Below are 11,536 nucleotides of genomic sequence, written 5' to 3'. Positions count from 1 at the left end.
CCGCCGCCGGCTACAACTTCTCCCTCCTGCTCAGGTGGCTGAAGGGGTTTTTGTCGCTCTTGATTGCCCTGCTTCAAATCCGGCCGAAGCCGGTCGCCGCTTAGGGCTCGGATTGTTCACGGTCGACTAGTGAGCACTCTCCAATATGTTAGGCTCTGTCGCAGTAGCGCAACAAGCTCAGTCTTTGGATGGGTGGTATGAGGATGAGACGACTGAATGTGTACAGGCTCAGTCTTTTTATCGAGGCTCTCGTTTTTGTCGTAAGCGCGTTCGGTGCGACGTGGCTTACCAGCTTTGTGAACGCGCCATGGTGGACATATGTGATTATAGCGGCCATCGCTATGGGCATGTTCGTCGCCGTGCGTGGGGTCCTTTCTGAGCCGCAACGTATGGGACTCTTGGCACACAACTCGGCAGCGACCTCTGCGTGAACCCAGACGCCTTGAAAATGTGCCCGATGCGTCCGGATTTTTGGCGGTGATCTTCATCAAATGCGATGAGCTGCAATTTCTGGCGACGGCCACGCTAAGGGCGGGCCTCCAGCACCATGTTGAACGGTGTCTCCGCGGCGCGACGCAATCGCTTGAAGCCGCCGCCGGTCACAACCTTGCGCAGCCTCGCCTCACCGGCCTGGGCTCCAAGCGCGAGCCCGACTTCCTGCGACACGGATGCGGGCGTGCACACGAAAGTGGAAGCGGCATAGTAAACGCGGCCGACGGGATTGAGGTTCGCCGCCAGATGATCATGCGCGAACGGCTCGACGATCATCCACGTGCCGTCCGGCTTGAGCGATCCGTGGACATGGGTGGCGGCGCCCGTCGGGTCGCCCATGTCGTGAAGGCAATCGAAGAATGTGACGAGGTCATAGGTTCCGGGATAGCTCTTGGCGGCCGCCACGTCGAACCGCGTGTTAACGCCGACGCCGGCTACCTCGGCCGCCTTGCGGGCGCGCTCAATCGAAGGGGCATGATAGTCGAAGCCGACGAAGCGCGAATTGGGGAAGGCCTGTGCCATGAGCACGGTCGATGCACCATGACCGCATCCAACATCCGCGACGTCCACGCCGCGTTCGAGCTTCTCGACGACGCCCTCCAAGGCCGGCAGCCAGGAGTCGATCAGATTGGCATTGTAGCCTGGACGGAAGAACCGTTCCGTACCGCGAAACAGACACGCGCTATGATCGTGCCACCCGACGCCCTTGCCGGACTGGAATGCCTGCCTCACCTTTTCTTCATCGAGCCACAGCGCGGACAGGAACTCGAATGCGCCTGCCATGAAGGCCGGGCTGTCTTCATCAGCGAACACCAGCTCTTGCTCGGCGTTGAGATAGAATTTGTCGCTCGCTTCATCGTAGTCGACGTAACCCGCCGCCGCCTGCCCGGAAAGCCATTCCCTTACGAGGCGTTCCTGGGTGCCGGTGCGTGTCGAAAGTTCGGCGGCCGTCATCTTGCCGCCTTCGCGCAATGCCTTGAACAGGCCGAGTCTGTCCCCCAGCAGGACTCCCGCGCCCGTTGCGATCGCACCGAGATCGCCGACCATTTTCCCCAAGAATGCGTCCAACTTTTCCTGATTCGCTTCAGACATCTGAATCTCCCTTTGGGTTCAATCTCTCCAGGCGACGGAGCCGTGCTCGTCATGAGGCGCCTTGAGCATCAGATGCTCGAAGACATGCAGATATCCCCGGCGGCTCATTCCGCGCTGCCGATCCTGCACCAGACCATATGGGTGACGACCGGCGCGGTGGTCGGGAATGACAGCCACCTCCATGCCGTTGAAAAGCAGGAAATCCGTCACTTTGCCCTCGTCGGTAACCGGCGGAGCCGGAGTGGTCGTCACCAGGGCAAGCCCTGTTGCAGCAGGTATCCTTGGGCAGCCTGTCAGAACATCGATGACTCCGGTTGTGGTGCCGGGGTGGGCGATCAGGGGCCAAGTGATTGTTCCGCGGCGGCTGTATGTTGTGGTAAGGTGATCATGCGAACTCTTGTTGGTCGGTCACGTGTTTTGCGGATGACCCGCATGTACTGTGCCAAATGAGAAAACCATTCAAACGCAATCCAGTAGATCTGACTGTATCCGACATTGTCGGAATTTGGACATCGCCGAACGCGAAGCGCTCGGGGCTTGTGACGATACTTGAGCGTGCTGCTTCGGAGGAGGGATGAGCCTCGAACCGGCCGCGAGGCCTTTTTCTGGCAACGGATATTCCGGCCGGGTTAGGCCGCGAGGAAAGCGACGGTGAATAAGAGGTAGAGGACCAACCGTTTTGAGCGGGTAGTTGCCGTGTTGCGCCCCCAGGCAAAGGCCAGCACCACGGAGCAGTATTTCTGGTGGCGATACTACAACGCCTTTTAGTGCCGGTTACCCGTTTTTACCCAGTTGGCCTGGTGCATTCAGAGCGAGCTCGTTGGAAACCGCTTATTGTGGCTATGAGCGAACTCGGGATGGAGGAGTGGACCCAAAAATTGGCAAAATGCCCCAGGGAGGATTACATGGGTCGCTCATTCCCCGTACTCGTTACAGGTGCGCGTCGCTTCGCAAACAGCTTGCTTTTGACTTGGCGTTTTTTGCCGTCTCGGCATCGCTCACTAATTCGGCCGCTGCCGACACCGTGAACTGGCGTCAATTCGAAGGGACCAGCATAACTTGGGCCTACGACATCCACCCCTATGCGGATGCTCTCGCTGCGCAATTTCCGGAGTTCGAGAAGCTGACCCGGCATCAAGGTCACGCCGGAACTCTACCCAGACGATTCTTACTGGAACAAGATGACGATCCAACTGACGACGAAGTCGCCAGCATGGGATGTGTTCGGCACTGGCATTCAGCCCGCGTAGGACCTCGCTCCGAGTGGCGCCCTGGAGCCGCTGGACAAATACCTGAGCGATTGGAAGCTTACCGATGCTGGATACGACTACATTACGTGGACATGATCAAGAAGTGCGCGGCTCCTTCCTTCGCGTCCGGCCGCAGCGCGATGACGATCGACTCAAATATGTTCGGCTTCTGGAACGATGTTGCGGGGAAGCCGGCATCCGGCAAGATCGCCTTCGCTCCGCCGCTGCACGCACCGAGCGCCACGAGCTTGGAGTCTGACATCTGGATCTGGGCTCTCGCCATGAACGCGGCTTCCGAAAAGAAGGGCACGGCCTGGCTGTTCATCCCGTGGGCCACCTCCAAGCAGGTGGCGCTCAAGGGTGCCCTTGCTGGCCAGCTCGTCAATCCGCCGCGCACGTCGACCTGGCAGACGACACCTGGACTAAGTACGCTTCGCAGCCCGAGTTCAACAACTTCGTTGACAGCTTCAAAAAGATACAGGACCAAGCCGCGCTGGCTTTCACACCGCGTGTCGGCTTCGGCGAAGCCATGAACGCATGGGCCGTGGCGATGCAGAAGATGGTAAACGGCGATGACGTCGAGACGACGTTGAGGGCGCTTGCCGAAGAAATCCGCACTGGCCTCTGATCAAAAGGAACAGGGCAGTACTATTGCACTGCCCTGTTCCCGCCAACGGCGGAGATCACGCCGTGTCACCCCAAGCACTTAAACCCAGCGTGCCGATGGCAGCCGAAGGACCTGGCGCGCGCGCCTCGTCCGGTTCGGCTTCGCTGGAGGGGCGTTCCATCGACTGTTTCAGCCTTGCAATCATCCAGGCGCTGGCCAAAAGCCAGATGGAGCGCCGGCTCAGGAACCGGCGCAAAAACTCGAGCCTGCCGGCGCTGATCGAGCTGGTGCTGGCGCGGCCGCTGGTGTCGGCAGGTCTGGTCGCGGCCGAGCTGAAAATTAGCCAGCGCGCTGCGCTCGGGCTGGTGCCGAACTCGGCATCCGTGAGGTGACCGGCAGGGGGCGCTACCGGGCGTGGGACCCCGTTTAGCTGCGGCGGGCTTTGGCGAAAGCGACAGCACTGATGATTTTTGCTGTACGCTCATTCTCCCTCATCTGCGCGTTGACAGAAAACCAGCAGGCGAGGGTCACAGCACGCTGTGCTCCCCGCGATTTCCGGAAAACCAATGAAAAACGACTTTGATCGATCGCGCGGGACGTATCATTCAACCATGTCGAGAACGGGCGTGACGGCACGTACACTATGGACCGAGAGAACTTTGTCTGGCGACTTTGCGCACGCTTGCAAAACTCTTCGGAAAACTTCCTTCTGTTGATCCAATGATCGTAATGAGCTGGAGTGGCATCGCCGCTCTCCTCGGTTCTTGCTCTCTCAGTTGAACTTGATGCTAGCCTGCACGAAAACGCCGTAGCGCTTTGCCTTCCAATCGTCGGCCTGCGGGGAACCACGACCGCCCATTGCCTCTTCGAAATGAGCGGTGCCGTTATTCGCCACGGCCGCAACACCGCCTCGAGCTGGACGCCATGCCCATCGCCGTCTTCGGGAATTAGCTTGATCTTGGGCGCATGTGGTGCTGCTCTTTGCCGTCGAGCCGCGTGAAGAGGAACGCCACGTCACCAGAAAGGCTGAGTCGCTCGGTGAGTTGCGTCTGCCCGGCCAAGCCGAGTCGCAGCGAATGCCAATCGTTGTCCTGGCTGAGAGGTTGACGTAGGTGGGACGGTTGGCACACAGGTTCCCCAGTTGGTCGCCTGCTGCGTGCAACCGAAAGCATCGTAGCTCTCGTGCCAGAAATTGTTGCCAACAAAAGCACCGATGCGGTAGCGCGGTGAGTTCAAGAAATTATATCCAAGATCGGCGGTGAAATAGCTGACGCCGCCCCCGCGCTGATCACTGAATGTGTTTGAGTAGCCCCCCATTTCCGTAAGAAGTCCTCGTCATGAGAAAATCCTCCCTGATGCCGCCCGCACCGAGGAGGCCTTTACGAAAATGCCAGTCGGATTGTGGACTCGAATGCGCGTCTAGATCGTCATAGGTGAGCCGCGAGACCAGTGACGTACCTTTATGATTGTAAAGTTCCTTCGATGCGTTGCCGGTACTGGCCAGTAACGTAGTCCACCCTCGAAGGAAAAGACTGAGGCCGCCGACCCGGCTACCGACGCCGACTCGCAATCACCGGCACTCGACGGCGGTTCGGAACTTCTCGGTGCCGCAGCGCCGGCCAAGCCGGACGGGCCCGGTGAAAAATTCGTCGTCGAGGGCAAGGCGCCCGCTGCTGCGCCCGGCCGCGCCGACGATTTTTCTTGGCCGCCAAGGCGGCAGCCTGCGGCCGGGGCCACAACCGAAACGACCACGGCGATCAGTCCGTAAGCTGCCCGGGGCAGCGGAAGGGCGGAAAGCGCCTTCAGGTGGCCGCACAAGTAGGGTCTCGAGACGGACTCAGCGCGGCAGCACGCTCGATCCCATCAGCGCCTCATCGATGGCGCGCGCCGCCTGGCGGCCCTCGCGGATCGCCCAGACGACCAGCGACTGGCCGCGCCGCACGTCGCCCGCCGCATAGAGCTTTTCGACGCTGGTCCTGTAGTCCCGGTCATTGGCCTCGACATTCTTCGAGCGGCGGCTGTCAATGGCGATCTTCATCTGGCCGGCCAGTTCCGACACCGGCCCGCGAGCGGCTGGCCCGGCAAAGCCGATGGCGATGAACGCGAGATCGGCGCGGATGACGAATTCGGTGCCGGCGATCGGCTTGCGCTTTTCGTCGACTTCGCAGCATTTGACCCCGGTCAGCTGGCCGTTTTCGCCGATGAATTCAAGCGTCGCCACCTGGAATTCGCGCTCGGCGCCTTCGGCCTGCGAGGATGACGTGCGCATCTTGGTCGCCCAGTATGGCCAGACCGACAGCTTGTCTTCCTTTTCCGGCGGCTGCGGCCGGATGTCGAGCTGGGTGACGCGCACCGCGCCCTGGCGGAAGGCGGTGCCGACGCAGTCGGAGGCAGTGTCGCCGCCGCCGACGACGACGACATGCTGGCCGCCGGCGAGGATCGGATGCGACGGCCACGCCACCGACTGGATCGGTTCGCCGCCGACACGCCTGTTCTGCTGCACCAGATAGGGCATCGCGTCATGCACGCCGCCGAGATCGTCGCCGGGAATGCCGGCCGCGCGCGGCGTTTCGGAACCGCCGCAATAAAGCACGGCGTCATGTTCGGCGAGCAGCTCGGCAACCGGCTTGTCGACGCCGACATTGACGCCGCAATGGAAGGTGACGCCCTCGCCCTGCATCTGCTCGATGCGCCGGTCGATATAGTGCTTCTCGATCTTGAAGTCGGGAATGCCGTAACGCATCAACCCGCCGGGCCGGCTCTCGCGCTCATAGACATGGACGTCGTGGCCGGCGCGGCCGAGCTGCTGGGCAGCCGACATGCCGGCCGGGCCGGAGCCGATGACGGCGACGCGCTTGCCGGTCTTCTTCTCCGGCGGATAGGGCCTGATATGGCCGGTCTCGTAAGCCTTGTCGGCGATCGCCTGCTCGACCGTCTTGATGGCGACGGGGATGTCCTCGAGGTTCAGCGTGCAGGCTTCCTCGCAAGGTGCGGGGCAGATGCGGCCGGTGAACTCCGGGAAATTGTTGGTCGAATGCAGGTTGCGGATCGCATTGTCCCAGTCGCCATTGTAGACGAGGTCGTTCCAGTCCGGGATCTGGTTGTGGATCGGGCAGCCCGTCGGCCCATGGCAGAACGGAATGCCGCAATCCATGCAGCGCGCGGCCTGTTTCTCGACCTCTTTGTCGGACATCGGCAGCGTGAATTCGCGGAAATGCCGGATGCGGTCGGAGGCCGGCTGGTACTTGTGCACCTGCCGGTCGATTTCGAGAAAGCCTGTTACCTTGCCCATAGTCCAGTTCCTGCTGTCCAGATGGTGCGCCTGGCGACGCCCTGCAGCTGGATCAGATGGGGCATCCCGTCCACACATGGGCCGCACCAAGTTGCCCAAAATTCGACTATGTACACTTGCCGGGCTCAAAGCTCGTGAGGGGCTCGCCATGCAGCCAGTTCTCGACTCTAATCGAAGGAGCCGGGGACTCCATCTGCAATACCACGTTGCGGTCCAAAGCTATTTCCAAAGGTTTCTGCACGAGCTGGTTTCCTCTCAGAGACGGCACACGGGTTCAGGGAGGAGCGCATCGCTCGTCTTGCCCCATTGAGTGCAGTCACAGTCACTCAGTCTCAAAAGCCATGCCAACGCGCTCAGCGCGCAGTTAGCGCCCATTGCTTCGAAAAACCTCGTCAGTGCCCAGATGTTGGTTGTAATGAACCTGACATTTGTCTGACGCTGTCAGCTTTTGGACACGCGATCACGCGCTTCGTGCCGCCAGATGGCCAGGCCGAGCCCTGTGTTGCCAGCGGTCGCTTCGATGATTGTACCGCCCCGCGCGTGCCACGCTGTTCGGCATTAACGATCATCGACAACGCAATGCGATCCTTGATCGATCCGCCGGGATTCTGGCTTTCGATCTTGACGAAGCGACGACACCTGCCGGTATCGAATCTCTTCAGTTCGACGACCGGCGTCTCCCCAATCAGATCGAGCACTGACAAATGGCGGACGCAGGCGAGAGGACGCCTTTGTCGACGGTCGGCGGAACATCTCGAGGCTCATGCGGCTGCGGTCTCCAGAATGTCGGCATAGTGCCGTTGCGCAATATCGGGATGCGAGCGCAGTCGGCTCTTCAGCAGTTGCGGAACAGGGGATTGTCGGGGTCGCTGGCGGGGCACCCGCTTCGGCAGCCAGTTCAGGCGGCAGGTCAAGAAACCGTATGTCGGCATCAAGCCGCGCGCCGAAGAAGAAGGGAATAGAAACAGTGCCCTTCGAAAGACCCAGGGCGACGGAAATCATTGCATCGGGCGAGTTCATGCGCCTGAAGCAGCGCTGGCTGCAACTGCTTCATAGCGACAGGCGGGCGGAGACTCTAGCGGGGCTTTCGCCGCTTGGTTGATTGAGGCTCTCGACGAAGCCACTAAGATTCGGCGGCCGATAATAGCTTGCTGCTCATTGGGACGCCGACCAACGCCGGGATTGAGAAAGGCAACCCTGCCCCACAAGGCGGGTGTCACACGTGCGGTGCGTCCGCTCGTCGCGCCGGATGGTCTTTGAGACCTGGGTTCACGGCTATTCAGATGCACCCCTGTCGGCTTTTCGGTGCAGGCCGCCAGGCGGCGTGTTGCAGCAGCGGTAATTAGTTTGAGAGCGTGCGAGCACGGGCTGCATAGTGAGATCATTTGCCGGCGTGGGGACCAAGGTGTGGCGCAGCCTTAGAGAACTCAACACCGAGACCGGAGCAACGGAGACGGCTCTTTCGTCGAGACAGTTTAATTGGAAGGCCGAGAAGCACCGGCTGGGTAGCGTCACGCCGCATCATTCTTTGCGGAGCTGGAGCGCGCGGGATCGCTGGAGCGGCTGGTGAAAGCGGTTGCCGGGGCGCACGCCAACAACAACACGTGAGCTGGCGCCTCGTGTGGCAAAAGGAGGGGGCGAGAGCCCATGGCCTGCAATGAAGCGATCAAGCATTGCGATCGTGGAACCAAGCTGCCTAGTCGACCATCCGGACCGCGGCCTTCAAGCCAGCTCGCCTTGGAATCGGCCTTCCAGGAATCACCGTCAAGGCCGACTCACGACCTTTTCGCCATGAGCCGCGAAGAGGGCATTCCGCCGGAAGCCGATGGCTGCCTTCTCTCGTTCATCGACGGCTATGTGGTGAGCGGCCATGTGCCGGTCGGCACGGTCAACAAGCTCTTGACCGAGCGGCCCGACATCAAAGGGCATGACGCTGCCCGGCATGCCGATGGGCTCCCCCGGCATGAGTGGCACGAAGGAAGCGCCCTTCGAGATTCTCGAAATCCGAAAGTCTGACGCGACCGGCGGCATCTACGCCACGGAATAGGAGGCTTCGATGATGGAATGCATGAGCGGCATGATGATGTTCGGCACGGGCCTGGTGTGGCTGCTTGTCGTCGTCGTGCTCGTCCTCGGGACGGCCGCGCTGATCAAATACCTGTTCTCCAGCGGCGGCAAAGGAGAAGGGCGTCGGTCCTCTTATCGATGCGTGGCCGCGGCAGGCCTCGGATTGGTCTGGACATTGCCTTGGCTCGCCAACCGGATGGCCGCGCCCCGGCCGCGGCGATAGCGCTAGGCAAGACGGTTTTAGCCAGGCGAAGGTCAGCGCGATTGGAAAGCCCGCTGCCTTCGGGACGCATGCCGGCGCCGGGACCGGCCGCGGTCGTCGGCGGCGGCTACCAGAGCGACATGCCGGGCTTCGGGAATGTCCTCACCGACGAGGAGATCCGGGCCGTTCTGGCCTTCATCAAAAGCACATGGCCCGAGCGGGAACGCGCCTATCAGGCAGATGAGCCGCCGGGAGCGGGAGCAGACACAGTGAGACCAATCCTAGCCGCGGAGCCCTCGAACGCCCCCAACCGGAATGCATTGTCCATGAAAGCGAAACCGTCGCTTGCGATTCAATTTCTGGCGCTGATCCTCGGGACCTCCGCGCTGGCCCACCATCCGGGCGCCGATCTCGACAAGATGAGGGACAGCGCGGAGAGGTTCTTCCAGGCGATCGACGAGCAGGCCGCGCCGCCTTTCGAACTGGCCGACGCGGACGGAAGGGCCGTCCGCCTTCCGATCTCTCCGACAAGATCGTGGTGCTCTACTTCATGACGAGGTAACCTTGGAAGAAGAAGGCGACGGCCACTGGCGGCAGGATGGCAAGCACGCTGGCCGCAAAAAGCGGCCCATACTCATAGAAGCGGGCCGGTTCTGTCGCAAATCGTGCTTTTGGCCACAACTGGACGCTTTCGCGCGCTTATGGACCAGCTCACATGACAGGGCTCGACGTGCCCCGGGGTGGCGCCCTACTTCCACGCTCGCACTGTCACACTCCCGCCGAAAGGCGGGTTTAGTGAGTTATGGCAGTGACTGTGCCACCAGTCCAAACGTCGAGTTTCGCGGCAACTTCGACGCTTTCCTTAGCTGACTTGCCCAAAACCAGCGCGGCCAAAGCATACTGCTTGCCGCTCCCGATGGCATAATATTCACCTTTCACGGGATCACTTGGCAGCCAATTGCCGTCCAACAATACGGCTTCCCCATTTTTGCGCACTATCAGCGCCTCAAATTCAAAATTGTCGTCGTTGCGCGGCACAGGAATATCAGAAACATCCATGCCCTTCTCAACCCAGTCTCGAACGGCCTTTGGAATACCCAAGGACGAAGAGGAAACGCCGATGAGTGTGCCGTCGCATAAGCGAAACACCTTCGTTTTCTCACCGACGGATACTGAGTCAAAACCCAAGGCTCGGCCGTCGCCAGCCATGGTTCCGTTCCTGTAAGCTATTGTTGTCATTGGCACCCTTCTATCGCTGCATCAAACTTCAGGACCTTGCGCATGTCCCCTGTGTCAAGGTCACTGACCGACGGCCTATTTGCCTGATACACGATACAGGCTGCGCTCCTTGAGTTCGCGCACGGGTGGCCGTCATCTTGCCGCCTTCGCGCAATGCCTTGAACAGGCCGAGTCTGTCCCCCAGCGGGAATGACAACCACCTCCATGTCGTTGAAACGCAGGAAATCCGTCACTTTGCCTCGTCGGTAACGGGCGGAGCCGGAGCGGTCGTCACCGGGCAAGCGCGGTCGCAGTAGGTATCCTGGGCAGCCCGTCAGACATGGATGGCTTCGGTTGTGTCATGCGACTTCTTGTTGGTCGGTCACGTGTTTCCGGATAACCAGCATGCGCTGTGCCAAATGAGAAAACCATTTAAAGTCAATCCAGCAGATCTGACTGTATTCCGACATTGTCGGAAATTGGACATCGCCGAACGCGGGCGCTCGGGGCTTGTGATGATACTTGGGCGTGCTGCTTCGGAGGAGGGATGCGCCTCGTACCGGCCGCGAAGCCTTCCTGCATTTAAGGCGCCAGATCAATTGAACGCGATGCCGGGCAGCGTCGCAGCGGCTAAGCCAGCCACTCGCATTGCTCCCTGACAGGATGGTGCCGATCCTGCTGAGATCGCATGCTGGCGCGACGTTGCTTTGCGGCCACCGTCGCGCCTGCCCGTGAACTGTTCGCGCCTGTGCTCATGCTCGCCTTGACACCCTCGATGGGTCCATCCGGGATGGTCAACCATCCGGAACATAGCGGGCAGGCGGGCATCTTCACCAGCAGTCTCTGTGTCGCTCTCGTGGCGGCAAACAAGATCGAGGCTGGCGGGGTGATGATCAACGGTCCTCGAACCATCGATTTTGATCGCGGTGGCCGTTCAGTGCGTTCAAGCACGAGGCGCCGTTAGACGGCACCGCAGCATCATAGCGAAGTGCCATGCAGGACGACTCCCTGCAGCATCGTCTCGCGCAGCCAAACACTTGCCGGATCACTGTTGTGAACGGCCGGGCGTTTGACGGCCTGTGACGCGAAAAGGCAACGGAAGATCTAGCATTTATGGGGGAAATGTTTTTTCGGAGTGCTTGACCCGCAGGAAGGGCAGGGCATGACTGCCTATCGCCCGACCCGGCAAGGCCGCACTCATGACCGGCTGGGCTCGGTTAATCCTGCATGCCGCGCCCATGAGGTTACTTGTCCGGAGTGCGTCGAGCACAACGAGGAGATGTAGTTCACGATCTTTGAAAAGCGTGGTCAACCAT

At 60.7% G+C, this 11,536-nt stretch carries 8 protein-coding genes and 7 pseudogenes; 7 read left to right on the top strand and 8 right to left on the bottom strand.

Features of this window, described 5'->3' with window-relative positions:
• Positions 1-525 precede the first annotated feature (525 nt).
• Together CK227_RS35975 and CK227_RS35970 are read right to left on the bottom strand one after the other, a co-directional pair.
• Positions 526-1,584: a class I SAM-dependent methyltransferase gene (locus CK227_RS35975; RefSeq protein WP_024504268.1), complete on the bottom strand. Its 1,059-nt coding sequence runs from the start codon at positions 1,582-1,584 to the stop codon at positions 526-528.
• A 57-nt stretch (positions 1,585-1,641) separates the two neighbouring features.
• A pseudogene (locus CK227_RS35970) lies at positions 1,642-1,863 on the bottom strand (insulinase family protein); the annotation flags it as partial.
• 1,057 nt (positions 1,864-2,920) lie between these two features.
• On the opposite strand from CK227_RS35970, the gene CK227_RS37745 reads away from it, so the two are divergent.
• The 3 genes and pseudogenes from CK227_RS37745 to CK227_RS37740 all read left to right on the top strand — a co-directional run.
• Positions 2,921-3,367, top strand: a complete 447-nt coding sequence (locus CK227_RS37745) for an extracellular solute-binding protein (protein WP_236383562.1) — start codon at positions 2,921-2,923, stop codon at positions 3,365-3,367.
• A 157-nt stretch (positions 3,368-3,524) separates the two neighbouring features.
• Positions 3,525-3,833: a helix-turn-helix domain-containing protein gene (locus CK227_RS38055; protein ID WP_236473435.1), complete on the top strand. Its 309-nt coding sequence runs from the start codon at positions 3,525-3,527 to the stop codon at positions 3,831-3,833.
• A gap of 1,181 nt (positions 3,834-5,014) precedes the next feature.
• Positions 5,015-5,209 (top strand): annotated as a pseudogene (locus tag CK227_RS37740) (DUF459 domain-containing protein); the annotation flags it as partial.
• Between the two features lie 69 nt (positions 5,210-5,278).
• On the opposite strand, the gene CK227_RS35950 reads toward CK227_RS37740, so the two are convergent.
• From CK227_RS35950 to CK227_RS37735, 4 genes and pseudogenes are all read right to left on the bottom strand, one after another.
• Positions 5,279-6,733 carry a glutamate synthase subunit beta gene (locus CK227_RS35950; RefSeq protein WP_063169408.1) on the bottom strand — a complete coding sequence of 485 codons (1,455 nt, stop codon included), beginning with the start codon at positions 6,731-6,733 and terminating at the stop codon, positions 5,279-5,281.
• Positions 6,734-6,774: 41 nt separating this feature from the next.
• Positions 6,775-6,938: pseudogene (locus CK227_RS35945) on the bottom strand (thioredoxin domain-containing protein); the annotation flags it as partial.
• A gap of 278 nt (positions 6,939-7,216) precedes the next feature.
• Positions 7,217-7,486: pseudogene (locus CK227_RS35940) on the bottom strand (pyridoxal-phosphate dependent enzyme); the annotation flags it as partial.
• An 8-nt stretch (positions 7,487-7,494) separates the two neighbouring features.
• Positions 7,495-7,699: pseudogene (locus CK227_RS37735) on the bottom strand (isopenicillin N synthase family oxygenase); the annotation flags it as partial.
• 801 nt (positions 7,700-8,500) lie between these two features.
• Between CK227_RS37735 and CK227_RS35930 the strand changes: the two are divergent.
• From CK227_RS35930 to CK227_RS38050, 3 genes and pseudogenes are all read left to right on the top strand, one after another.
• Positions 8,501-8,780: pseudogene (locus CK227_RS35930) on the top strand (DUF411 domain-containing protein); the annotation flags it as partial.
• A gap of 9 nt (positions 8,781-8,789) precedes the next feature.
• Positions 8,790-9,023, top strand: a complete 234-nt coding sequence (locus CK227_RS37730; RefSeq protein ID WP_127312611.1) for a hypothetical protein — start codon at positions 8,790-8,792, stop codon at positions 9,021-9,023.
• A gap of 41 nt (positions 9,024-9,064) precedes the next feature.
• A complete protein-coding gene (locus CK227_RS38050) occupies positions 9,065-9,556 on the top strand; it encodes a cytochrome c (RefSeq protein ID WP_244514239.1) in 492 nt (163 codons plus the stop codon).
• A 238-nt stretch (positions 9,557-9,794) separates the two neighbouring features.
• On the opposite strand, the gene CK227_RS35915 is transcribed toward CK227_RS38050, so the two are convergent.
• Complete coding sequence (locus CK227_RS35915; RefSeq protein WP_063169404.1) at positions 9,795-10,211, bottom strand: hypothetical protein; 417 nt, start codon at positions 10,209-10,211, stop codon at positions 9,795-9,797.
• A gap of 697 nt (positions 10,212-10,908) precedes the next feature.
• Here CK227_RS35915 and CK227_RS35910 point away from each other — a divergent pair.
• Positions 10,909-11,184: a hypothetical protein gene (locus CK227_RS35910; RefSeq protein ID WP_063169403.1), complete on the top strand. Its 276-nt coding sequence runs from the start codon at positions 10,909-10,911 to the stop codon at positions 11,182-11,184.
• Positions 11,185-11,331: 147 nt separating this feature from the next.
• Here the strand turns inward: CK227_RS35910 and CK227_RS37945 are convergent.
• A pseudogene (locus CK227_RS37945) lies at positions 11,332-11,536 on the bottom strand (hypothetical protein); the annotation flags it as partial.

It is taken from the genome of Mesorhizobium sp. WSM4308, from assembly GCF_002294905.1.
Lineage (GTDB): Bacteria > Pseudomonadota > Alphaproteobacteria > Rhizobiales > Rhizobiaceae > Mesorhizobium.
The sequence above is the reverse complement of the archived record's forward strand: the minus strand, read 5'-3'. Positions and strand labels throughout refer to the sequence as shown.